At 67.0% G+C, this 22128-nt stretch carries 20 protein-coding genes and 1 other RNA gene; 8 read left to right on the top strand and 13 right to left on the bottom strand.

Going from position 1 to position 22128, the window contains the following annotated elements:
• Nucleotides 1-2: 2 nt before the first annotated feature.
• Nucleotides 3-2645 (bottom strand): DNA gyrase subunit A, encoded by a 2643-nt coding sequence (gene gyrA / locus ACG0Z3_RS18205; protein ID WP_394400053.1) that lies wholly within the window; start codon nt 2643-2645, stop codon nt 3-5.
• Nucleotides 2646-2908: 263 nt separating this feature from the next.
• Between gyrA and ompA the strand changes: the two genes are divergently transcribed.
• The 4 genes from ompA to ssrA all read left to right on the top strand — a co-directional run bounded on the left by ompA (nt 2909) and on the right by ssrA (nt 5408).
• Nucleotides 2909-3568: an outer membrane protein OmpA gene (gene ompA / locus ACG0Z3_RS18200; protein WP_394400051.1), complete on the top strand. Its 660-nt coding sequence runs from the start codon at nt 2909-2911 to the stop codon at nt 3566-3568.
• 75 nt (nt 3569-3643) lie between these two features.
• Complete coding sequence (ubiG, locus tag ACG0Z3_RS18195; protein ID WP_394400049.1) at nt 3644-4348, top strand: bifunctional 2-polyprenyl-6-hydroxyphenol methylase/3-demethylubiquinol 3-O-methyltransferase UbiG; 705 nt, start codon at nt 3644-3646, stop codon at nt 4346-4348.
• A 35-nt stretch (nt 4349-4383) separates the two neighbouring features.
• Nucleotides 4384-5022, top strand: a complete 639-nt coding sequence (locus ACG0Z3_RS18190) for an HAD-IA family hydrolase (RefSeq protein ID WP_394400143.1) — start codon at nt 4384-4386, stop codon at nt 5020-5022.
• Between the two features lie 13 nt (nt 5023-5035).
• Nucleotides 5036-5408, top strand: a transfer-messenger RNA (tmRNA) gene (gene ssrA, locus ACG0Z3_RS18185).
• A 469-nt stretch (nt 5409-5877) separates the two neighbouring features.
• Here ssrA and ACG0Z3_RS18180 read toward each other — a convergent pair.
• The 4 genes from ACG0Z3_RS18180 to lexA form a co-directional block, all read right to left on the bottom strand.
• Nucleotides 5878-6573: a hypothetical protein gene (locus ACG0Z3_RS18180; RefSeq protein ID WP_394400047.1), complete on the bottom strand. Its 696-nt coding sequence runs from the start codon at nt 6571-6573 to the stop codon at nt 5878-5880.
• Nucleotides 6570-6722: a hypothetical protein gene (locus ACG0Z3_RS18175; RefSeq protein ID WP_394400045.1), complete on the bottom strand. Its 153-nt coding sequence runs from the start codon at nt 6720-6722 to the stop codon at nt 6570-6572. The genes ACG0Z3_RS18180 and ACG0Z3_RS18175 overlap by 4 nt, the downstream gene beginning before the upstream one ends.
• Before the next feature lie 123 nt (nt 6723-6845).
• Nucleotides 6846-7601: a phage major capsid protein gene (locus tag ACG0Z3_RS18170; RefSeq protein WP_394400141.1), complete on the bottom strand. Its 756-nt coding sequence runs from the start codon at nt 7599-7601 to the stop codon at nt 6846-6848.
• Nucleotides 7602-7695: 94 nt separating this feature from the next.
• Nucleotides 7696-8364 carry a transcriptional repressor LexA gene (gene lexA, locus ACG0Z3_RS18165; protein ID WP_394400043.1) on the bottom strand — a complete coding sequence of 223 codons (669 nt, stop codon included), beginning with the start codon at nt 8362-8364 and terminating at the stop codon, nt 7696-7698.
• A gap of 65 nt (nt 8365-8429) precedes the next feature.
• On the opposite strand from lexA, the gene ACG0Z3_RS18160 reads away from it, so the two are divergent.
• Nucleotides 8430-9365 (top strand): asparaginase, encoded by a 936-nt coding sequence (locus ACG0Z3_RS18160; protein WP_394400041.1) that lies wholly within the window; start codon nt 8430-8432, stop codon nt 9363-9365.
• A 45-nt stretch (nt 9366-9410) separates the two neighbouring features.
• Here the strand turns inward: ACG0Z3_RS18160 and ACG0Z3_RS18155 are convergent, their stop codons facing one another.
• The gene (locus tag ACG0Z3_RS18155; RefSeq protein WP_394400039.1) at nt 9411-9845 is read right to left on the bottom strand and encodes an organic hydroperoxide resistance protein; all 435 of its coding nucleotides are present in this window, start codon (nt 9843-9845) and stop codon (nt 9411-9413) included.
• A gap of 64 nt (nt 9846-9909) precedes the next feature.
• Nucleotides 9910-10404, bottom strand: coding sequence for a MarR family winged helix-turn-helix transcriptional regulator (locus ACG0Z3_RS18150; RefSeq protein WP_394400037.1), 495 nt, complete (start codon nt 10402-10404; stop codon nt 9910-9912).
• 116 nt (nt 10405-10520) lie between these two features.
• Between ACG0Z3_RS18150 and ACG0Z3_RS18145 the strand changes: the two genes are divergently transcribed.
• Nucleotides 10521-10880: a DUF1304 domain-containing protein gene (locus ACG0Z3_RS18145; RefSeq protein ID WP_394400035.1), complete on the top strand. Its 360-nt coding sequence runs from the start codon at nt 10521-10523 to the stop codon at nt 10878-10880.
• 7 nt (nt 10881-10887) lie between these two features.
• Here the strand turns inward: ACG0Z3_RS18145 and ACG0Z3_RS18140 are convergent, their stop codons facing one another.
• The 6 genes from ACG0Z3_RS18140 to queF are packed head-to-tail and all read right to left on the bottom strand — an operon-like array spanning nt 10888 to nt 17314.
• Entirely contained in the window at nt 10888-12840 is a 1953-nt protein-coding gene (locus tag ACG0Z3_RS18140; RefSeq protein WP_394400033.1) for an ATP-binding cassette domain-containing protein, read from the bottom strand.
• A complete protein-coding gene (gene prmB / locus ACG0Z3_RS18135) occupies nt 12837-13697 on the bottom strand; it encodes a 50S ribosomal protein L3 N(5)-glutamine methyltransferase (protein WP_394400031.1) in 861 nt (286 codons plus the stop codon). The genes ACG0Z3_RS18140 and prmB overlap by 4 nt, the downstream gene beginning before the upstream one ends.
• Nucleotides 13694-14857 carry a PilT/PilU family type 4a pilus ATPase gene (locus ACG0Z3_RS18130; RefSeq protein WP_394400029.1) on the bottom strand — a complete coding sequence of 388 codons (1164 nt, stop codon included), beginning with the start codon at nt 14855-14857 and terminating at the stop codon, nt 13694-13696. The genes prmB and ACG0Z3_RS18130 overlap by 4 nt, the downstream gene beginning before the upstream one ends.
• A gap of 2 nt (nt 14858-14859) precedes the next feature.
• Nucleotides 14860-15684: a 2,3,4,5-tetrahydropyridine-2,6-dicarboxylate N-succinyltransferase gene (gene dapD / locus ACG0Z3_RS18125; protein ID WP_394400027.1), complete on the bottom strand. Its 825-nt coding sequence runs from the start codon at nt 15682-15684 to the stop codon at nt 14860-14862.
• Entirely contained in the window at nt 15681-16874 is a 1194-nt protein-coding gene (gene dapC / locus ACG0Z3_RS18120; RefSeq protein WP_394400025.1) for a succinyldiaminopimelate transaminase, read from the bottom strand. Before dapC ends, dapD begins: the two co-directional genes overlap by 4 nt.
• Entirely contained in the window at nt 16874-17314 is a 441-nt protein-coding gene (gene queF / locus ACG0Z3_RS18115; protein ID WP_394400139.1) for a preQ(1) synthase, read from the bottom strand. Before queF ends, dapC begins: the two co-directional genes overlap by 1 nt.
• 164 nt (nt 17315-17478) lie before the next feature.
• Here queF and smc point away from each other — a divergent pair, with 164 nt between their 5' ends.
• Both smc and ACG0Z3_RS18105 read left to right on the top strand, forming a co-directional pair.
• Nucleotides 17479-20991: a chromosome segregation protein SMC gene (gene smc, locus ACG0Z3_RS18110; protein ID WP_394400023.1), complete on the top strand. Its 3513-nt coding sequence runs from the start codon at nt 17479-17481 to the stop codon at nt 20989-20991.
• Nucleotides 20992-21043: 52 nt separating this feature from the next.
• Complete coding sequence (locus tag ACG0Z3_RS18105) at nt 21044-22093, top strand: cell division protein FtsZ (protein WP_394400021.1); 1050 nt, start codon at nt 21044-21046, stop codon at nt 22091-22093.
• Nucleotides 22094-22128 lie beyond the last annotated feature (35 nt).

Here is a 22128-nt window from a genome sequence, read left to right as displayed (position 1 = left end):
AGTCAGTCCTTGGGGGATTCCGAGGCTTCGGGCGTGTCGGCGCCATCGCTGCCTTCGGCAGCGGCGTCGGCTTCATTGGCGTCGTTCTCGACGATGCGTTGCAGGCCGGACAGCTTGCTGCCATCGTCCAGCGCGATCAGCGTGACGCCCTGCGTGGCGCGGCCGAGCTCGCGGATCTCGCCGACCCGGGTGCGCACCAGCACGCCCTTGTCGGTGATCAGCATGATTTCGTCCTCCGGGCGCACCAGCGTCGCGGCGACGACGCGGCCATTGCGCTCGCTCTGCTGGATGGCGATCATGCCCTTGGTGCCGCGGCCGTGGCGGGTGTACTCGACGATGGAGGTGCGCTTGCCATAACCATTCTCGGTGGCGGTCAGCACGCTCTGCGTCTCGTCCTCGGCCACCAGCATCGCGATCAGGCGCTGGTCGGGTTCCAGCATCATGCCGCGCACGCCGCGGGCGGTGCGGCCCATGGGGCGCACGTCGTCCTCGTCGAAGCGCACGGCCTTGCCGCCGTCGCTGAACAGCATCACGTCGTGGTGGCCGTCGGTCAGCGCGGCGCCGATCAGATGGTCGCCCTCGTCCAGGTCGACGGCGATGATGCCGGCCTTGCGCGGGTTGCTGAAGTCCTTCAATGACGTCTTCTTGACCGTGCCCATCGCCGTGGCCATGAAGATGAAATGATCTTCAGGGAAGACGCGGAATTCGCCGGTCAACGCCAGCACGACAGTGATCTTCTCGCCCTGCTGCAGCGGGAACATGTTGACGATGGGCTTGCCGCGCGAGTTGCGGCTGCCCTGCGGCACTTCCCAGACCTTGAGCCAGTAGACGCGGCCGCGGTCGGAGAAGCACAGCAGCCAGTCGTGCGTGTTGGCGATGAAGAGTTGGTCGATCCAGTCGTCGTCCTTCGTCGCCGTGGCTTGCTTGCCGCGGCCGCCACGGCGCTGCGAGCGGTACTCGCTAAGCGCCTGGCTCTTGATGTAGCCGGTGTGGGACAGCGTCACGACCATGTCGGTCGGCGTGATCAAGTCTTCGGTGCCGAGTTCCTGCGCGTTGTGCTCGATGACCGAGCGGCGTGCGCCCAGCTTGGTCTGGCCGAACTCGGTCTTCAGCTGCGTCAGCTCGTCGCCGATGATGGTCGTCACGCGCGACGGCGTGGCCAGGATGTCCAGCAGGTCGGCGATCTCGGCCATCACCTCCTTGTACTCGCCGACGATCTTGTCCTGCTCCAGGCCCGTCAGGCGCTGCAGACGCATCTGCAGGATCTCGCCGGCCTGCGCCTCGGACAGGCGGTAGAGGCCGTCGGGCTGCATGCCGAACTCGGCTTCCAGGCCTTCCGGGCGGTAGGCCTGGCCGCCACCGTCGGTGCGCGTCAGCATCTCGCGCACCAGCGACGAATCCCAGCTCTTGGCCATCAGCGCCGCCTTGGCGACCGGCGGCGTCGGCGAGGTCTTGATGGTCTCGATGAACTCGTCGATGTTGGCCAACGCGACGGCCAGGCCTTCCAGCACGTGGCCGCGCTCGCGCGCCTTGCGCAGCTCGAAAATCGTGCGGCGGGTCACCACCTCGCGGCGGTGCTCCAGGAACACGATGACCATGTCGCGCAGATTGCACAGCTTGGGCTGGCCGTCCACGAGGGCGACCATGTTCATGCCGAAGCTGTCCTGCAGCTGGGTCTGCTTGTAGAGGTTGTTGAGCACCACCTCGGGGACTTCACCGCGCTTGAGCTCGATGACGACGCGCATGCCCGACTTGTCGGACTCGTCCTGGATGTGACTGATGCCCTCGATCTTCTTCTCGTGCACCAGCTCGGCGATGCGCTCGAGCAGGCTCTTCTTGTTGACCTGGTAGGGAATCTCGTCAACGATGATCGCCTGCCGGTTGCCCTTGTCGATGTCCTCGAAGTGCACCTTGGCGCGCATCACGACGCGGCCGCGGCCCGTGCGGTAGCCGTCGCGCACGCCGGCCAGGCCGTAGATGATGCCGGCGGTCGGGAAGTCGGGCGCCGGGATGATCTCCATCAGCTCGTCGATCGTGCACTCCGGCTTCCTCAGTGCAAACAGGCAGGCGTCGACGACTTCGTTCAGGTTGTGCGGCGGGATATTGGTCGCCATACCCACGGCAATACCCGCCGAGCCATTCACCAGCAATTGCGGCAAACGGGTCGGCAGGACCAGCGGTTCCTTATGGCTGCCGTCGTAATTGGGGCCGAAGTCGACAGTTTCCTTGTCGATGTCGGCCAGCATTTCGTGGGCGATTTTGTCGAGGCGGATTTCGGTGTATCGCATCGCCGCGGCGTTATCGCCGTCGATGGAACCGAAGTTGCCCTGGCCGTCGATCAGCATGTGGCGCAGGCTGAAAGGCTGTGCCATGCGGACGATGGTGTCGTAAATGGCCGAGTCGCCGTGGGGGTGGTATTTGCCCATCGTTTCACCCACCGCCTGTGCCGACTTGCGGTACTTGGCGTTGTAGGTGTTGCCCATCTCGTTCATCGCGTACAGCACACGGCGATGCACGGGCTTCAGGCCGTCCCGCGCATCCGGCAGGGCCCGCCCCACGATCACGCTCATGGCGTAATCAAGGTAGGAGCGGCGCATCTCCTCCTCGAGGCTGATCGGCAGGGTTTCCTTGGCGAACTGGGTCATGCGCAGCGTGACGCGCGCCCACGTGGGCGCGGCGTCCTGGAAGGTAGGTGAAAGGCGCGGATTCTAAGGCTGCCGCCACCCTGTAGCAGCAGCGCAACATCGTCACCGTGCCCATGAACGTAGGCCGCCACAATGCGTAGGTCTCGGTGCCCACATGGCACAATCGTCGAGTCCCTAGGAGAAACCCTAGAGTTTTTCCTGTGGTTAGAGGTTCGAGTACTGACTCTCGCAGGGCAACTGCGGCATTCCTTGAGAGGAGAATCATGAAGAAATTGAATCGCGTGGCGTCGCTGTTTGCGGTGGCTGCGGTCGCTGTTGCTGCATCGGGCGCATCGGCACAGACCATCGACAACTGGCGCGCGACCGACGGCACCGTCTGGAAGAACGGCACCAACGAATACTGCTGGCGCGACGGCTTCTGGACGCCTGCCACGGCCGCCAAGGGCTGCGATGGCGAGATCAAGCCGGCTGTCAAGCCGCCCGCTCCGCCGGCGCAGCCCGCGCAGCCCCCGGTCGCTCCGCCCGCCCCGCCGAAGCCGGTTCCCCCGCCGCCCCCGGCACCCGTCAGCGAGAAGGTGACGTTCGCGGCTGACGCGTTCTTCGACTTCGACAAGGCGACGCTTAAGGCAGAAGCCACCGCGAAGCTGGATGACCTGGTCGGCAAGACCAAGGGCATCAACCTGGAAGTCATCATCGCCGTGGGCCACACCGACTCGGTGGGCAGCGATGAGTACAACCAGAAGCTGTCGATCCGCCGCTCGGAAGCCGTCAAGGCCTACCTGGTGAGCAAGGGCGTCGAGCCGAATCGCGTCTACACCGAAGGCAAGGGCGAGAAGCAGCCTGTGGCGGACAACAAGAGCGCCGATGGCCGCGCCAAGAACCGTCGCACTGAGATCGAAGTCGTCGGTACGCGCAACAAGTAAGCTCAGCGCCTTCGGGCGCTTTGCACAAAGCCCCGCACGGCCCGCCCGTCGGGGCTTTTTCATTTTCTGCACAACATGACGATCAACGCCGATCCTCAAGAGCTCGCCAAGTTCGGCGAGCTGGCCCACCACTGGTGGGACCCCGAGAGCGACTTCAAGCCGCTGCACCAGATCAATCCGCTGCGCCTGGGCTGGATACAGCAGTTGTGCTCGCTGGCCGGCAAGCGCGTCGTGGACGTCGGCTGTGGCGGTGGCATCCTCAGCGATTCCATGGCCCGCGCAGGTGCCCAGGTGTTGGGCATCGACCTGTCGACCAAGCCGCTGCGTGTGGCTGAGTTGCACGCGATGGAAGCCGCCACCGAGGGCGTCGAGTACCGCGAGATCGCCGTCGAAGCGCTGGCGGCCGAACAGCCGGCCGGCTTCGATGTCGTGACTTGCATGGAAATGCTGGAACACGTGCCTGATCCGGCGTCGGTGGTGCGGGCCTGCGCGGCACTGGTGAAGCCAGGCGGCTGGGTGTTCCTGTCGACGCTGAACCGCAATGCCAAGGCGTTTCTGCTTGCCATCGTCGGCGCAGAGTACGTGTTGAACATGCTTCCTCGGGGTACGCATGAGTACGCCCGGTTCCTGAAGCCATCGGAGCTGGCGCAGTTCTGCCGCGATGCCGGCCTGGACCTGCAGGCAAGCCGCGGGCTGACCTACAACCCGTTGACGCAGCGTTATGCGCTGGGCACGGATACCGACGTCAACTACCTCTTGGCCTGCCGGCGCCCGCTTTGATGCAGCTGGCGCCGCGTTGGGCGCACTTGCAAGCCGTGCTGTTCGATCTGGACGGCACGCTCATCGACAGTGCCCGGGATTTGGGCCGTGCGGCCAATGCCATGCGTGAGACGCGTGGCCTGCCGCCTTTGCCGTTTGCGCAATACCGACCACACGGTGGCTCAGGCGCGCGCGGCATGCTGAGCCAGGCCTTCGCCGTCGCCCCCGGGCAGCCGTGCTATGACGACCTCAAGCGCGAGTTCCTCGATCGCTACGAGGGCCTGATGTACGACAGCACGGAGCCGTTTCCCGGCATCCTGGTGGCACTGTCGGGGCTGGTCGAGGCGGGCCTGGCGTGGGGCATCGTGACGAACAAGGCCGAGCGTTTCGCGCTGCCGCTGACGGCCTCGCTGCGGCTGGGTGCGGCGGTCGTTGTTGGTGGCGACACCACAGTCCATGCCAAGCCGCATCCGGCGCCTCTGCTGGAAGCGGCGCGCCGCCTGGGTGTGGCGCCGGCGGCCTGTCTGTACGTCGGCGACGACGAGCGCGATGTGGTGGCCGGACGCGCTGCGGGCATGGCCACAGCGGTGGCCGCCTGGGGTTATCTGGGGCCGCAGGCCCGGTACGTCGATTGGCGCGCCGACGCGGCACTGAATTCGCCAGGCGATCTCTTGAAGCTGCTCGGTCTGCCCTAAACTACGACGCTCTGGGGCCGACCTGGTTTCGACGTGGGTGCGGATCCGGAGTAGGGCATGCCGAGCACCAGTCCGCTCGTAAAACCACTGGAAACAAAGTAACTGCAAACGACTCTACGTTCGCACTCGCCGCTTAATTGCGGATGAGCTTCTCAACGGCAGGCCGATGGGCCGGGCTGAGTTCCGCAAGGGGCAAGGCTGAGAAGTCACTCACATCGGCTGGCGTCTGACCGGGTCACTCGGTTGGGCGTGAGATCAAGTGACTGGCGGGAAAGCTAGCGTGCCACTGCGCGAGTTGACCGTGAGATTCAAACCAGCCGGCTAAGCATGTAGATCTGCCCGGTGATGGCTTGCGGACGGGGGTTCAATTCCCCCCGGCTCCACCATCCAAAACGAAAGGCCCGTGTCGGTGACACGGGCCTTTTTCAATTCGGTGGGCCGGGGTCACCCGCACGGCTCTATGAAACGTTGCGCCGTCGACACGCAGTTGTCCGGTTTGTTGTCCGGTGCGCGTCGAGTGCGGGGGCTGGGGCCAGGGACGGGCACGGCTGCAGGTGGGGCAATCTCCGCGACCATCCCACCGGACAACAAACCGGATAGCAAGCGGCAGAGCACCGGATAAGTTCGGCGTGTGCGTGCTGGAGCGGGGCCGCGAGGGAGGCCCAGCGAAGGCCCGGCGCCCCACAATCTTTTACAGTCCAGAGCTGCCGGCCGAAATTCCGGCCGCAGGAAAAAGACCCGCGAATGGGGGACTGTGCGGTCCGGGCCGCAGGCACCCCAGAGACTGAAGGGCCCCCCCGAGCTGCGTGGATGGCCCTGCCAGCCCCGCAGCACCCGGGGGGGGGGGGGCGATCGTCAGCTCTGAAGACCCTGAGGAAGCGACCAGGGTTGAGGCCTCCAATTCGGCTCGGGCAGGACGCGAGTGCTGATGCCGTGACGCGTGAGGCGCACAGAGACTATCTCGCCACCTGTCATCAGATCCGGATGGTGCTTGTGCACGAGTCGTAGCTGCTCGGCAGGCGCTGCCGCAATTGAGCCGCGTGTTGACAGAGCATCCGCTTCCACCTGCTCCAACTCGTCGAACCAAGGGGTCAGGTGAACGTCGATGCCCCCGTCTTTCGACAGCTCGTCGATAGTCACCTCTCCCTGGCTTGTTACCTGAAACGTCAGCGCGCGAATTCTGCCCAACCGCGGCGAGTAGATGCCGATGACGCCGTCGTTGTCCAACTTGCGCAGATCAGGAGTGGGGGCCGCAAGCTGCAGAAACATCCTGTGCGACTCCTTCAGGAAATCCGGCACGTGGTCCATGAGATCGTCCGGAGAATCGAAGGGGGCAATGCTCATCGGCCCCGCCAAGACGGTGTGAAAAAGCGTCGCGCCCCTAGCAGCCACCACGAGGCGCTGATGTGGAACTACAGCCACTTTCGGCACCCTCACGAGGGCAGCGCCGCGCTGTGACTCTGGCACGACCAAGCCTGGCGGTAGCCCGCCGAGCGAGTCGACTTCAACGATCAGTTCGTCCTTCGTGGATCGGGCATTGACGATGCTCATTGTTGTTTCTCCTGCGACGCAGCGAGCGGGCAGGCGCGGCCCCGGCGATAGTTGAGCGAGGGGGTGAGGGCAGTGATTGCTGCCGAGATCCAAGCGGCAGTGGTGCCAATCGCAACTGCGTAGGCCGCGGCGATGATGACAGGTGGCATGGTGTTCTCCTGGAAGGTGGGGCTGGCGACGAAGCAGTGGCTGGCGCGTGCACGGCTGCCAAGCCCAGACGCGCCCCGTCGGCGGAATCTGTGATGGGGCGGCCGTGCCGCCCCTCCTTCAGATCAGCTGGTCGCGATCTTGACCAGCTTGATCGCCTCGCTGTCCAGCACCTTCCCGCCGACGCGGGTGCGGGCATAGAACTTCACGAAGCCCTTCGTGGTGATGTCGTCGCGCGTGATGCGCATGGCACCTGCATCGCGATCCAACACGTAGCCGGCATCGAAGTTGCCGAATGCGATGGGGAAGGCGCCGGCCGCGACGTTGGGCATCGCCTCGCACTCGACCAGCGGGTAACCCAGCAACGTCGCGGGCTGGCCGGAGATCATCGAGTCCAGCAGGATTGGCCGGCCATCAGCGTCCTTGTACTTCCGCAGCGCCGACATGGTCAGAGCGCTCATCGTCCAGTGCGCGTTCTGCCGGTGCTTCCAGCGCAGGCTGTGCACGACATCGAGTAGCAAGTCGATGACGCCCGATGTCGTCGCTGGCAACGCGCTTGCCAGGCCCGAGGCGATGTACTGGAGGGTGCCGAAGGCCCGGCCGGCGGCATCGCTGGTGGCGACCGGCGCCGGGCTACCGAGAAAGCCGGTGGGCTTGTTGTTGCCTGCGCCGGAAACGATCGAAGACATGACGTTCTCCGAGTACTCGTCGGCCAGCTCCTGCAGCAACCAGCCGACCACGTCGAACGCCAGGTCGGTGATCGCCCATTCCGTGACCGCCGGCAGCGCGTACCACTCGCCGGCTGCCACCTCCACCACCTTGGGGAGCGGCGGGTCAGTGTCTGCGCGGTTGCTCTGCTCGTCAGCCCAGCCGGAGCCCATGGCTCGGCCGTCGCCCACGATGTGTTTCGCAGGGAAGTTGGCGACGGAACCTTATCTGGTGGAGCCGGGGGGAATTGAACCACCGTCCCGGCGTTCAGTTGAATCCCTGCCCACGGATCAGCCCGACGGCCAGACCCTCGATGCTGAAGTGCTCGTCCTCACTGACGACGATGGGTTGGAAATCGGCATTCTCGGGCAGGAGTTCGATGCCCGCAGGCCCGCGCTTGAAACGCTTCACGGTCACGTCCTCGCCGACGCGTGCGACCACGATCTGGCCGTTGCGGGCCTCCTTGGCTGATTGCACCGCCAGCAGGTCGCCGTCGAGGATGCCGATGTCTCGCATGCTCATGCCCTTGACCTTGAGCAGGTAGTCGGGCTTCTTGGCGAACAGGCTGGGCTCGACGGTGTAGGTCTGCTCGACATGCTCCTGGGCCAGGATGGGGGCGCCGGCAGCGACGCGGCCAATCAGCGGCAAGGTCAATTGCGCCAGGCTGGGAATGGGCAGGCTGAATTGGCGGGCGCGGTTGACCGCGCTGAGCGTGTCGGACTTGAGCCGGATACCGCGGGATGTGCCACCCACCAGCTCCAGCATGCCTTTGCGGGCCAATGCCTGCAGGTGTTCCTCGGCGGCATTGGCGGACTTGAAGCCCAGCTCGGCAGCGATCTCGGCGCGGGTGGGCGGAGCGCCGGTGCTTTCGATCGCGTTGCGGACCAAGTCGAAGATCTGCTGTTGGCGGGCGGTAAGCTTGGGTTGGTCTTGCACGAGCGGCCTTGTGAGTTGAGCTGGTTGTGTATCCAGTATCTGTATTTTTATCCAGGAATTGAAAATTGCAAACCCTTGAGCCCTTGATCGTCATTCTTGGCACGGGCGGCACCATCGCCGGCACCGCACAGAGCGCTGCGGATGGTGTGGGCTACACGGCAGCGCAACTTCGCGTGGAGGACTTGCTGGCGGCCGTGCCGACGCTGGCCGGGCGGCGGCTTGAGGCGCACCAGGTGGCGCAGCTGGACAGCAAGGACATGGACGTGGCCACCTGGCAGGCGCTAGCCGCTGCGGTGCACGAGCAGCTGGATCGGCCGGAGGTCGGCGGCATCGTCATCACCCATGGCACGGACACGCTGGAGGAGACGGCCTACTTGCTGCACCGCGTGCTGGCCCCGGCCAAGCCGGTGGTGCTGACCGCTGCGATGCGGCCGGCGACGGCGCTGGCGCCGGACGGGCCGCAGAACTTGGCGGACGCCGTTCAGGTGGCGGCGGCGCAAGGCGCGGCGGGCGTGGTCGTCGCCTTCGCGGGGCGGGTTCATGATGCGGTGCAGGTGCGCAAGACGCACAGCTATCGCGTCGATGCCTTCGAGTCGATGGACGGGGCGTTGGTGGCGCGGGTGGAAGAGGGCTCCGTGCGCCTGCTGGGGCGCTGGCCTGTCGGTGATGCGCTGGGTCTGGCGCGCATGGCAGCGCCAGCGGCTGACTGGCCGCGCGTGGACATCGTGATGAACCATGCCGGCGCAGACGGCCGCCTCGTGCGGGCGCTGCTGGCGGCGGGCGTGGATGGCATCGTGGCCGCTGGCACGGGCAACGGCACCTTGTCCTGGCAGCTGGAGGCGGCGCTGCGCGAGGCGCAGGCAGCCGGTGTGCGCGTGCTGCGCAGCACGCGCTGTGATGCAGGCCCGGTCATGCACCTGCCCGGCCTGCTGCCGACAGCCGGTGCGCTCAGCCCTGTCAAGGCGCGCATCGAGCTGATGCTGGCATTGCTGGCGGACTGAACGGCGCGCTCCCGCAACCCTTGCGGGTTCGGGAGCGTCGGCACATCAGACGATGGTCAGCGTGACGTCCACGTTGCCACGGGTGGCGTTGGAGTAGGGGCAGACCTCATGGGCCGTGGCCACCAGCGCTTCCAGCTGGGCGCGGTCCATGCCGGGCACGGAGATCTTCATGTCGACCTGGATGCCGAAGGCGCCGGGCTTGTCGGCGTGCGGGCCGATGGCGACGTCGCTGGTGATGCTGACTTCCGCCGGCAGTGCGATCTTCTGGCGGGCCGACACGGCCTTCATGGCGCCGATGAAGCAGGCGGAATAGCCGGCTGCGAACAGCTGCTCCGGGTTGGTGCCGGGGCCGCCTGCGCCGCCCAGCTGGGCCGGAGTGGACAGCGTCACGTCCAGGGCGCCGTCGGACGACTTGGCAGTGCCGGCGCGGCCGCCGGTGGCAGTGGCGGTGGCGGTGTAGAGGGCTTTCTCGATGGCCATAGTGGGCTCCTTGGGGTCGGGGTGAAAGGGACTCGGGAACAGGGGAAACGTCGCGGGGGGGAAATCAACCGGCAGCAATGGCCGCCGTCAACTGGCCTCGCAGTTCGTGCAACCGGGTGGTCAGCGAGGCGAGCTCGTTGAGTTCGCAGGCGCTTGCGCAGGCTAACTGGCCGGGGATGTCCAGTGCCTGCCTGCGGAGCTTGCGGCCTGATGACGTCAGCAAGATGTCTACGCGGCGCTCATCGTCTTGCGCGCGTCGGCGTTCGATGTGGCCCAGCAGCTCCAGCCGCTTGAGCAGCGGGGTGAGCGTGCCGGAGTCCAGCGACAGCCGCTGGCCCAGTTGGCCGACGGCCAGGCCGTCGGTCTCCCACAACACCAGCATCACGAGGTATTGCGGGTAGGTCAGGCCCAGTGGGGCCAGCAGCGGCTTGTAGAGCTTGGTCATGGCCAGCGAGCTGCTGTAGAGCGCGAAGCAGAGCTGCCGGTCCAGCAGCAGCCACTGCTCCCGGGCATCGGGCGTGGGCTTGACGTTGGCGGCGCTGACCTTGAGGCGTGGCATGGACGAGAATGTAGATGGCAATTAAATTGCACACTATTGAAATGGTCTTTTGTGTGACAGCCCTGCGCATGCCGTTCTGAGAGCATGCGTATCTTTCAACTTCAAGAGGAGAGGCCATGCAGACCCTGGCTTTGGTGCTCGCAACGCTGCTCGCGTTGCTACACGTCTACATCCTGGTGCTGGAGATGTTCTTCTGGACCAAGCCGCTGGGGCGCAAGGCCTTTGGGCTGAAGGCGGACTTCGCCGAGCAGAGCAAGGCGCTGGCAGCCAATCAGGGGCTGTACAACGGCTTCCTGGCGGCGGGCCTGGCCTGGGGCGTGATGCAGGGAGTGGTGGTCGGCCGGCCGTGGATGATCTTCTTCGCAGGCTGCGTGGTGGTGGCTGGCGTGTTCGGCGCAGCCACCGCGTCGCGCAAGATCCTGTTCGTGCAGGCGCTGCCAGGCGCGTTGACGCTGGCGGCCGCGCTGGCAGCCTGATCCGCCGTCAGGCGGACAGCGCCTCGATTTGCTCGCCCAGCTCTAGCCAGCGCATCTCGTCGGCTTCGAGCTGGTCGCCGATCGCCTTCAGGCGCTTGCCCATCTCGGCGATGGCCGACGCGGCGGCGCCTTCGGCGAGCTGGGCTTCGATCTCCGTGCGCTCGGTCGCCAGCGCATGCATGCGCTTGTCGATGGCTTCCATCTCCTTGCGCAGTGGGCGCGTCTGCTCGGCCAGCTTGGCGCGTGCCTGGCCCGAGGCCTTGCGGTCCACGGGTGCGGCCGGTGCAGGTGAGGGGGCTGCTGCGGCAGCCTTGGGCTTGGGTGCCGGGGCAGACGCCTGCTTCTTGGCGGCGCGGGCGGCCTCCTTGCTCTGCTCCAGCAGCCAGCGCTGGTAGTCGTCCAGATCGCCGTCGAAGGGCTTGACCGCGCCATCGGCGACCAGCCAGAACTCGTCGCAGACCTCGCGCAGCAGCGCCCGGTCGTGGCTGACCAGCATGACCGTGCCCTCGAACTCGTTCAGCGCCATCGACAGCGCCTCGCGGGTGTTCAGGTCCAGGTGGTTGGTCGGCTCGTCCAGCAGCAGCAAATTTGGCCGTTGCCACACCAGCATCGCCAGAACAAGCCGCGCCTTCTCACCGCCCGACAGACTGCCAACCTGCTGGTTGACCATGTCGCCGGTGAAGCGGAACTGACCGAGGAAGTCGCGCAGCTCCTGCTCTCGGCCCTGCGGGCCGACCTCGCGGGCCAGCCGCACCATGTGCTCCAGCGGGCCTTCGTCCAGCCGCAGCACGTCCAGCTCCTGCTGGGCAAAGTAGCCTATGGACAGGCCCTTGCCCTCGGTCAGCTTGCCGCCCATGGGGGCCTGTGCGCGGGCAATGGTCTTGACCAGAGTGGACTTGCCCTGGCCGTTGGCGCCGAGGATGCCGATGCGCTGGCCGGCCAGCACGGAGCGGTCCACGCCGCGCACAATGATCTTGTCGCCCTCGTCGGTACGGTAGCCAGCGCTGAGTTCATCGAACATCAGCATCGGGTTGGGCAGGTTCAGCGGCTCGCGGAACTCGAAATTGAAGTCGGCAGACGCCAGCACCGGTGCCAGCTTCTCCATGCGCTCCAGCGCCTTCACGCGGCTCTGCGCCTGCTTGGCCTTGCTGGCCTTGGCCTTGAAGCGGTCGATGAACTTTTGCAGGTGGGCCACGCGGTCCTGCTGCTTGGCGTATGCCGCCTGCTGCAGCACCATGCGTTCGGCGCGCTGAGTCTCAAAGCTGGTGTAGTTGCCGCCGTAGCGCACCAGCTTGCCTTCGTCCAGATGCAGCGTGACCTTGGTGATCGCGTCGAGGAACTCGCGGTCGTGGCTGATGATGATCAGCGTGCCGTCGTATCGTTGCAGCCAGGCTTCCAGCCAGACCAGCGCGTCCAGGTCCAGGTGGTTGGTCGGCTCGTCCAGCAGCATCAGCTCGGCCGGGCACATCAGCGCGCGGGCCAGCTGCAGGCGCATGCGCCAGCCGCCGGAGAAGCTGTTGACGGGCGCGTCGAGCTGCTCGGTCTTGAAGCCCAGGCCCATCAGCAGCGCCTGCGCGCGCGCCCGGGCGTCGAAGGCGCCAGCGTCGGCCAGCGCGGCATGCGCGTCAGCCATCGCATGGCCGTCCTCGGCGGCTTCGGCCTCGGCCAGCGCCACACGGGCAGCCACCAGGGTCAGGTCGCCCTGCAGCACGTAGTCGGTCGCGCCGTCTTCCGTCTCGGGCATGTTCTGGGCCACTTCGGAGCGGCGCCAGTGCTTGGGCACTTCCACCTCGCCGCGGTCGTTGCCCAGGCGGTTGGTCAGCAGCGCGAACAGGCTGGACTTGCCGGCCCCGTTGCGGCCGACGAGGCCGATCTTCTCGCCCGGTTGCAGCGTGGCTGAGGCGTTGTCGAGGACGACCTTGACGCCACGGCGCAGGGTGATGTCGCGGAGAGTGATCACAGCAGGTTTTCTTTCGTCACCAGCAGCACCTGGTCGGCGCCGGAGGAGGTGTCCATCCACACGACTTCCAGCGTCGGGAAGGCGGCTTCAAAGTGTTGGCGCTCGTTGCCGATCTCCAGCACCAACACGCCGTCGTCGTTCAGCGCGGCGGGCGCTGCGCGCAGCAGCTCTCGGATGAAGTCCATGCCGTCCCGGCCGCCGGCCAGCGCCAGCTCGGGCTCGGCCAGGTACTCGGCGGGCAGCGCGGCCATGCTGGCGCTGTTCACGTATGGCGGGTTGCAGAGGATCAAGTCGTAGGGGCCTTCAGCGCCGGCCAGGCCGTCGCCCTGCAGCAGGCGGATGCGCGACGTCAGGTCATGGCGTTCGACATTCAGTGTCGCCACGGCCAGCGCGTCGACGCTGAGATCCAGTGCATCCACCGCCACATCGGGCCATGCCATCGCTGCCAGCACGGCCAAGCTGCCGTTGCCGGTGCACAGGTCCAGCACGCGGCGGCTGGCCGGGTTCAGCCAGGGGTCGATGCTGGCGTCGGCGATCAGCTCGGCAATGAAGCTGCGTGGCACGATGGCGCGCTCGTCGATGGTGAACGGCACGCCCTGCAGCCAGGCCTCGCCGGTCAGGTAGGCGGCGGGCTTGCGTGTGCTGATGCGCTCGTCGACGAGGGCGGTGATGGCGGCCGACTCGGCGCCGGTCAGCTCGCGTTCCTCATGCTCGTCCAGGGCGTCCAGTGGTAGGCCCAGGCGCCACAAGGCCAGCCACGCGGCCTCGTCGAAGGCGTTCGTCGTGCCATGGCCAAAAAACAAGCCCGCCTGGGCGAGGCGGGCGGCTTGGGTGTCGATGCAGTCGATGAGTTTCAAGTGCCGCGGACGTCCAGGGTAATTTCGGTGAAGCTGGCTTCGTCGCCAGCCTTCTCTTCCTTGCGCGGGGCGGTCGCGAGGCGTGCGCCGGGTGCCTCGTTCTGCAGCCGCCACAGCAGGTTGGTGGGCGAGTCGGCGAATGCCAGGCCTTCCTCGCGGGTGATGACACCGTCGGTGATGAGCTTGGCGAAGTGCTCTTCGTAGGTCTGCGAGCCCTCGGCGATGGATTTTTCCATCGCCTCCTTCACGCCGGCGAAGTCTCCCTGCTCGATGAGCTCTGACACCAGCTTGGAGTTCAGCAGGATCTCCAGCACCGGCACGCGGCCGCCGGCCGTGGCGCGAACGAGGCGCTGCGACACGATGGCCTTCAGGCCCGCCGCCAGGTCGTTCAGCAGCGCCGGTCGGGACTCCGGCGTGTAGAAGGACAGGATGCGGTTCAGCGCGTGGTAGGTGTTGTTGCCATGCAGCGTGGCCAGCACGAGGTGACCCGACAGCGAGTAGCTGATCGCGGCCGTCATGGTCTCGCGGTCGCGGATCTCGCCGATGAGGATGCAGTCCGGCGCCTGGCGCAGGGCGTTCTTCAGCGCGATCTGTAGCGACGCGGTGTCGCGGCCGATCTCGCGCTGGTTGACCACCGAGCGCTTGTTGCTGAACAGGTATTCGATCGGGTCCTCGATGGTGAGGATGTGCCCGCTCATGGTCTGGTTGCGCAGCTCCAGCATGGAGGCCAGCGTCGTGCTCTTGCCTGTGCCGGTGGCGCCCACCATCAGGATCAGGCCGCGCTTTTCCTTGACCATGCCGCCGAGGATGGGCGGCAGGCCCAGGCTGTCCATCGTCGGGATGTCGTGCGGGATGTGCCGGAACACGCCCGCAATCGAGCCCCGCTGGCGGAAGCCCGACAGGCGGAAGCTGCCCACGCCGCTGACCGACACGGCCATGTTCAGCTCGCCCGACGCGTCCAGCTCGGACAGGCTGGCGGGGTCGACGACCTCCGCGATCAGCTGGCGTGGTTGCGGCGGCGTCAGGAGCTGATCGGACAGCTGCACCGTCTGACCGTTGATGCGGATCAGCACCGGCATGTTGGCTGACAGGTAGCAGTCCGACGCACCCTTGTCGGCCATCAGCCGCAGGATGCGCTCCATGTTGCCGCTGGTGGCCATGCTCAGGCGCGCAGCAGTTCGTTAATGCTCGTCTTCGAGCGGGTCTGCGCGTCCACGCGCTTCACGATGATGGCGGCGTACAGGCTGTAGCGGCCGTCATCCTTGGGCAGCGAGCCCGAGATGACGACGGACCCGGCCGGGATGCGGCCGTAGCTCACCTCGCCCGTGGCGCGGTCGTAGATCGGCGTGCTCTGGCCGATGTAGACGCCCATGGAGATGACCGAGTTCTCCTCGACGATGACGCCTTCGACGACCTCGGAGCGGGCGCCGATGAAGCAGTTGTCCTCGATGATGGTCGGGTTGGCCTGCAGCGGCTCCAGCACGCCGCCGATACCCACGCCGCCCGACAGGTGCACGTTTTTGCCGATCTGCGCGCAGGAACCGACGGTGGCCCACGTGTCCACCATCGTGCCTTCGTCGACGTAGGCGCCGATGTTCACGTAGCTGGGCATCAGGATGACGTTCTTGGCCTGGTAGCTGCCGCGACGGGCGACGGCTGGCGGCACCACGCGCACGCCTGTGGCGCGCAGCTCGGCTTCGCTCATGCCGGCGAACTTGGTGGGCACCTTGTCGAAGAAGGTCAGGTCCTTGTCGCCCATGATGCGGTTGTCGTTCAGGCGGAACGACAGCAGTACGGCCTTCTTGACCCACTGGTGCACGGCCCACTGGCCCACGCCTTCACGGGTGGCCACGCGCAGGCGGCCGGCGTCCAGCTCGGCGATGACGTGGTCGACGGCCTGGCGCACTTCCGGTGCGTTGACGGGGTCGAGCGACGTGCGGTTGTCCCAGGCGAGGTCGATCGTGCTTTGGAGTTCGGCGGTGTTCATGGGCGGGATTTCGTGAAGGAGACGATGCGGCGGGCGGCTTCGAGGCATTCGGCCTCGTCGGCCACCAGGGCCAGGCGGATGCGCCCGGCGCCAGGGTTGTTGCCGTGGGCTTGGCGGGCCAGCAGGCTGCCCGGAAGCACCACGAGATTGTATTGAGCGAGCAGGCCCTGGGCGAAGGCGACGTCGTCGCCGCCGGGCACGCCTGCCCACAGGTAGAAGCCTGCGTCAGGCAGCGCCACGTCCAGCACGTCGGCCAGCAGCGGCGTGACGGCAGCGAACTTCTCGCGGTAGCGAGCGCGGTTCTCGACGACATGGGCCTCGTCGCCCCACGCCGCGATGCTGGCGGCCTGCACGATGGGGCTCATGGCGCTGCCGTGGTAGGTGCGGTAGAGCAGGAATTTCTTCAGCAATGCGGCGTCGCCCGCGACGAAGCCGGAGCGCAGCCCCGGCACATTGGAGCGCTTGGACAGCGACGTGAACGCAATGAGGTTCTTAAAGTCGCTGCGGCCCAGCTTGGCCGCAGCTTCCAGGCCGCCCAGCGGCGCCTCGTCACGGAAGTAGATCTCCGAGTAGCACTCGTCCGACGCGATGACGAAGCCGTGGCGGTCGCTCAGTGCGAACAGCGCCTGCCACTCGCTCAGCGGCATCACGGCGCCGCTGGGGTTGCCGGGCGAGCAGACGTAGAGCAGCTGCGTCTTCGCCCAGGTGGCGTCATCGATCTGCGACCAGTCCACGGCGAAGTTGCGTGCCGGGTCGGCGTTGGCGAAGGCCACGTCGGCGCCGGCCAGCAGCGCCGCGCCTTCGTAGATTTGATAGAAGGGGTTGGGGCACACGACCGTGGCGCCGGCGCGACTGCCGTCCACCATCGTCTGCGCGATGGCGAACAGCGCCTCGCGCGAGCCGTTGACGGGCAGCACCTGCGTCAACGGATCCAGCGTCAGGCCGTAGCGGCGAGCGATCCAGCCGGCAATGGCCTCACGCAGCGCCGGCGTGCCGGCGGTGGCTGGGTAGGCGGCCAGGCTCTTCATCGAGCCGGCGATGGCCTCCGCGATCAGCGCCGGCGCAGCATGGCGGGGCTCGCCGATGCCCAGCGAGATGGGGGTGAGGTCCGGGTTGGGCGTGATGCCTGCCGTCAGCTCGCGCAGGCGTTCAAACGGATAGGGATTCAGCCTGTCGAGCAACGGATTCATCAGCCCAGCATTCCCGATTCAAAACCGTGGGCAGGGAGGTCCACACGCGGCGCGGGCGTCCAGCCGGCCTTGCGGTGCTCGGCGACGATGTTGGTATAGATGCCGCCGCGCACGTACCACTTGGCCGTGATGCGAATGAAACGCGGGTCGGTGACCTTGACGATGTCGTCCAGGATCTTGTTGGTCACCTTTTCGTGGAACGAGCCCTCGTTGCGGTAGCTCCAGAAGTACATCTTCAGGCTCTTGAGCTCCACGCAGAGCTCATCCGCGATCATGTCGATCGTGAAGTGCGCGAAGTCGGGCTGGCCGGTCAGCGGGCAGTGGCAGGTGAACTCGGGCACCTGAAACTGGATGACGAAATCGCGCTCCGGGTTGGGGTTCGGGAAGACCAGAATGTCCTTGCTGGGCTTGCTCGGCGGATTCGGGGGCACCTCGCGCATCTTGGGCTTGGCGTTCTTCTTAGCGGGGGCGGCAGCGGCGGACTTCTTGGTGGCCATGGCAGTGAGGCGTTCTGAGAGGGGGCGAATGCTATCATCCAGCCCCGTCGGAGCGCCCCTGAGGGGCGCTTTTCTTTAGCCAAATCAAGGGCTTACGTCCGAGCTACATGCGGCTGAACTCGATCAAGCTGGCCGGCTTCAAATCCTTCGCTGAACCCACGACCTTCCAGCTGCCCGGGCAGCTGGTCGGCGTCGTCGGGCCCAACGGCTGCGGCAAGTCCAACATCATGGATGCGGTGCGCTGGGTGCTGGGCGAGAGCAAGGCCAGCGAGCTGCGCGGCGAGTCCATGCAGGACGTCATCTTCAACGGCAGCGGCAACCGCAAGCCGGCGGGGCGCTCAAGCGTGGAGCTGGTGTTCGACAACCAATCGGCGCGCGCCGGCGGGCCGTGGAACCAGTTCACCGAGATCGCCGTCAAGCGCGTGCTGACGCGCGACGGCACGAGCAGCTACTTCATCAACAACCAGCCTGTGCGCCGCCGCGACGTGCAGGACGTGTTCCTTGGCACGGGCCTAGGCCCACGCGCCTACGCCATCATCGGCCAGGGCACCATCTCGCGCATCATCGAGAGCAAGCCCGAGGAGATGCGGCTGTTCCTCGAAGAGGCTGCGGGTGTCTCCAAGTACAAAGAACGCCGCCGCGAGACCGAGAACCGGCTCAAGGACACGCGCGAGAACTTGACGCGCGTCGACGACATCCTGCGCGAACTGAACGCCAATCTTGAGAAGCTGGAGCGCCAGGCCGAGGTGGCGGCCAGCTATCGCAGCCTACAGGACAGTGGCACGCTGAAGCTGCACCAGCTGTGGTTCCTGAAGGCGCGCGACGCCGGCAACGAGGCCACGCGGGTAAAGCTCGCGCATGCCGAGGCGCTGACGGCGCTGGAGGCCCGCACGGCCGAGCTGCGTGCAGTGGAGGCCGAGCTGGAGGAGGTGCGCCAACAGCACTACGCCGCCGGCGACGAGCTGCACGCGTCACAAGGCCGCTATGCCGATGCGCAGCTGGAGGTGAGCCGGCTGGAGGAGCGCATCCGCTTCGTCGTCGAGAGCCGCAACCGGGCTCAAGCGCGCCTCGCGGAGCTGCATGCGCAGGACCGGCAGTGGCGCGATCGCGTCGAGCAGTCGACGACGGAACTGGAAGGCATTGCCGAGCAGATCGCCGGCGCCGACGAGCAGAGCGAGATCCTCGCCGCGCAGGCCGAAGAGCAGCAAGCACAGTTGCCCAACAGCGAAGACGCCGTGCGCAGCGCGCAGGCCCGCGCGAACGAACAACGCGCGCTGGTGGCGCAGGTGCAGCAACAGATCCAGGTGCTGGCGGCCGAGAGCCGCAGCGTGGACGAGCAGGTCAAGGCGCTGCGCCAGCGCGAGGATCGGCTGACGGCCGAGTCGCGCGCACTGGGCGCGCCCGACCATGACGCGCTCGAAGCGCTGCGCGAGCGCAGTGCGGCGGCCGACGAAGCCCGCGAGCTGTCGGAGGGCCGGCTGCAGGAACTCGCTGAGCAACTGCCCCAGCTCGAAGAGCAGCGCCGCGCAGCGCAGCAGGACGCCAACGCGCAGCTGGCCAGGCAGTCTGAACTGACCGCCCGCCTGGAGGCCCTCAAGGCGCTGCAGGAAAAAGTGCAGACCGAGGGCAAGTTGAAGCCCTGGCTGGCCAAGCATGGCCTGGACGGGCTGCAAGGCCTGTGGACCAAGCTGCACATCACGCCTGGCTGGGAGAACGCGCTCGAAGCCGCGCTGCGCGAGCGCATGGGCGCCTTGAGCGTGGGCCGGTTGGAGACGGTGCGCGCCTTCGAGCAGGACGCCCCGCCGGCTCGACTGGCTTTTTACTCATCGCCGCCGGGCGCCATTGCCAACTCGCACGAAACGCTGCCGACGCTGACGTCGCTGCTGAAGCTTGATGACGCCGGCCTGATGGCGCTGCTGAACGACTGGCTGGAAGGTGTCTACACGGCGCCCGACCTCGATGCCGCGCTGGCGGCACGCGACAAGCTGACGCATGGCGAGTTGATCCTGACGCCGCAAGGCCATGCGGTCGGCCAGTTCTCGGTGACCTTCTATGCGCCGGACTCTGAGCAGGCCGGCCTGTTGGCCCGCGCTCAGGAGATCGAGCAGCTGACGACGGCGCAGCGTGCGCAGAACCTCCTTGCCGACGAAGCCCGCATCACGCTCACGCGGCTGGAGCACCAGTTCAACGACGCCAACGGCCGGCTCACCGCGCTGCGCCGTGAGGCCAGCGAGACACAGACGCGGGCACATCAGCTTCAGGTTGAGCTGCTGCGCCTGACACAACAGGCCGAAGCCAGTCAGCAGCGCCGCAGCGCGCTGGACGCGGAGCTGGCCGAGATCGCCGAGCAGCAGGAGGCGCTGCAGGAGCGCCGTGCGCTCGGCGAGGCGCGCTTCGAGGAGCTGGACATTCAGTTAGGCGACGCGCAGCAGCGCCATGCCGAGCTGGAAGATGGCACCATCGCTGCCGAACGCAAGCTGGCCGACGCCCGCGAGCAGCTGCGCATGCTGGAGCGCCGCGCGCAGGAGGCCCGCTTCGCGACGCAATCGCTGGCCGCACGCCGTGGCGAGCTGCAGCGCGGCATTGAGACCGCGCAGGCGCAGATCCAGCAGGTGGCCGCCTCGGCGGCCAGCCTGCAGGCCGAGCTGGACGGCTTCAACGACGCCGCCGCCGAGGCCGGCCTGCAGGACGCGCTGGCGCTGAAGGTCGAGCGCGAGGGGCAGCTTTCTGCCGTGCGTGCCAGCTACGACGACCTCAGCTTGCGCCTGCGCAAGGCCGACGAGCAGCGCCTGAGCTTCGAGCGCAGCCTGGACCCGCTGCGCGAGGCCATCACCAAGCTGCAGCTGGAAGAACAGGCCGCGCAGCTGGGAGGCGCGCAGTACCGCGAGCAGCTGGAAGCCGCCGCGGTGGACCTGGACGCACTGGCCCGGTCCATCGAGGACGGTGGCGTCAAGCTCTACGGCCTGCAGGGCGAGATCGACCGCATCAACCGGGAGATCGCCGCGCTCGGTGCGGTCAACCTCGCGGCGCTGGACGAGCTGACCGCGGCGCGCGAACGCAAGACCTTCCTGGACTCGCAGTGCACCGACCTGAACTCGGCCATCCAGACGCTGGAAGACGCGATCCACAAGATCGACCTGGAGACGCGCGACCTGCTGGGCTCGACCTTCAACCAGGTCAACGAGCACTTCGGCCGCATGTTCCCCGAGCTGTTTGGCGGCGGGCAGGCGCGGCTGGTGATGACGGGTGAGGAAATCCTGGACGCTGGCGTGCAGGTCATGGCGCAGCCGCCGGGCAAGAAGAACAGCACCATCCACCTGCTGTCCGGCGGTGAGAAGGCGCTGACGGCGATCGCGCTGGTGTTTGCGATCTTCCAGCTCAACCCGGCGCCGTTCTGCCTGCTGGACGAGGTGGACGCACCGCTGGACGACGCCAACACCGAGCGCTACGCCAAGCTCGTCAGCAAGATGAGCAGCGGCACGCAGTTCCTCTTCATCTCGCACAACAAGATCGCGATGGAGATGGCGGAGCAGCTCATCGGTGTGACGATGCAGGAGCAGGGCGTGTCCCGCATCGTGGCCGTGGACATGGACAAGGCCCTGGCAATGGCTGAGGTCTGAGGCCCGACAGGGCCGACTTGAATGCAGAACGGATGAGTGAATGAGTCTGACCTTGACTGAACTCCTTGCCATCGCCGGCGGGGTTGTGCTGGTGGGTGTCGTGGCGCATGGCGCCTGGGCCGCGCGCAAGGCCGGGCCCAAGCGGGCGCAGCCGCTGCAGGAGGAGCCCAGCTTCGACCTGCCGGCCCAGGCGCTGCCGGCCGAAGCCGCCACCCCGCTGGAGGGACTGGAGGCGCTGGACCCCACGCTGACCGCCGTCGCCCGGCCGCAGCGCAAGCCGTCAGCCCGCATCGATGCGCTGATCGACGCCATTGCCACCATCACTGTTGAGCAGCCGGTGGCGGGCGAGCTGGCGCTGCAGCACCAGCCGGGCAGCCGCCGCGCCGGTACCAAGCCCTTCCAGATTGAAGGCCTGAATGCCGAGACCGGGGACTGGGAGCTGCCGGCGCCGGGCCAGCGCTACAGCGAGTTCCAGGCCGGCTTGAAGATGGCCAACCGCAGCGGTGCGATGACCGAAATCGAGTACTCGGAGTTCGTGCAGAAGGTGCAGGCCTTCGCCGATGGTGTCGGCGGCTACGTGCAGTTCCCCGACATGCTGGACGTCGTGTCCCGCGCCCGCGAGCTGGACCAGTTCGCCGCCAGCCACGACGCCCAGCTGGCGTTGCTGCTGCGTGCCAAGGCGGCGGCATGGACGCCGGGCTTCGTGCAGCAGTCCGCAGCGCGGCACGGCTTCGTGGCCGGTGCGCTGCCCGGGCGCCTCGTGCTGCCGGCCGCCGAAGAGGGCGCACCGCCGGTGCTGACGCTGCAGTTCGACGCCCAGGCCGCACTGGCGGAAGACCCCGAGGCGCTGTCGCTGCGCGAGCTGACCTTGGCGCTGGACGTGCCGCAGACGCCGGCCGAGGCCGAGCCCTTCGCGCTGTGGCAGGAGTCGGCGCGCGCCTTGTCGCGCGACCTGGAGGCCGAGGTCTGCGACGACCGCGGCCAGGTGCTGGGCCTGCATGCGTTCGCGGCCATCGACGTGGAGCTGAAGAAGCTGTACGAGGCGCTGGCCGAGCGGGATCTGGCGGCGGGATCGCCGGCGGCGCGACGGCTGTTCAGCTGATCGCCGTCGGCGTGACTTTGGGCTCGAAAGCGGGG

Source organism: Pelomonas margarita (assembly GCF_043555875.1).
GTDB classification, from domain to species: domain Bacteria; phylum Pseudomonadota; class Gammaproteobacteria; order Burkholderiales; family Burkholderiaceae_C; genus Pelomonas; species Pelomonas margarita.
The sequence above is the reverse complement of the archived record's forward strand: the minus strand, read 5'-3'. Positions and strand labels throughout refer to the sequence as shown.

Coding starts and splice junctions, on each gene's coding strand:
- gyrA (WP_394400053.1), bottom strand. CDS start 2,645: ATGACCCAGTTCGCCAAGGAAACCCTGCCGATCAGCCTCGAGGAGGAG.
- ompA (WP_394400051.1), top strand. CDS start 2,909: ATGAAGAAATTGAATCGCGTGGCGTCGCTGTTTGCGGTGGCTGCGGTC.
- ubiG (WP_394400049.1), top strand. CDS start 3,644: ATGACGATCAACGCCGATCCTCAAGAGCTCGCCAAGTTCGGCGAGCTG.
- ACG0Z3_RS18180 (WP_394400047.1), bottom strand. CDS start 6,573: ATGAGCATCGTCAATGCCCGATCCACGAAGGACGAACTGATCGTTGAA.
- ACG0Z3_RS18175 (WP_394400045.1), bottom strand. CDS start 6,722: ATGCCACCTGTCATCATCGCCGCGGCCTACGCAGTTGCGATTGGCACC.
- ACG0Z3_RS18170 (WP_394400141.1), bottom strand. CDS start 7,601: ATGGGCTCCGGCTGGGCTGACGAGCAGAGCAACCGCGCAGACACTGAC.
- ACG0Z3_RS18155 (WP_394400039.1), bottom strand. CDS start 9,845: ATGGCCATCGAGAAAGCCCTCTACACCGCCACCGCCACTGCCACCGGC.
- ACG0Z3_RS18150 (WP_394400037.1), bottom strand. CDS start 10,404: ATGCCACGCCTCAAGGTCAGCGCCGCCAACGTCAAGCCCACGCCCGAT.
- ACG0Z3_RS18145 (WP_394400035.1), top strand. CDS start 10,521: ATGCAGACCCTGGCTTTGGTGCTCGCAACGCTGCTCGCGTTGCTACAC.
- ACG0Z3_RS18130 (WP_394400029.1), bottom strand. CDS start 14,857: ATGGCCACCAGCGGCAACATGGAGCGCATCCTGCGGCTGATGGCCGAC.
- dapD (WP_394400027.1), bottom strand. CDS start 15,684: ATGAACACCGCCGAACTCCAAAGCACGATCGACCTCGCCTGGGACAAC.
- dapC (WP_394400025.1), bottom strand. CDS start 16,874: ATGAATCCGTTGCTCGACAGGCTGAATCCCTATCCGTTTGAACGCCTG.
- queF (WP_394400139.1), bottom strand. CDS start 17,314: ATGCGCGAGGTGCCCCCGAATCCGCCGAGCAAGCCCAGCAAGGACATT.
- smc (WP_394400023.1), top strand. CDS start 17,479: ATGCGGCTGAACTCGATCAAGCTGGCCGGCTTCAAATCCTTCGCTGAA.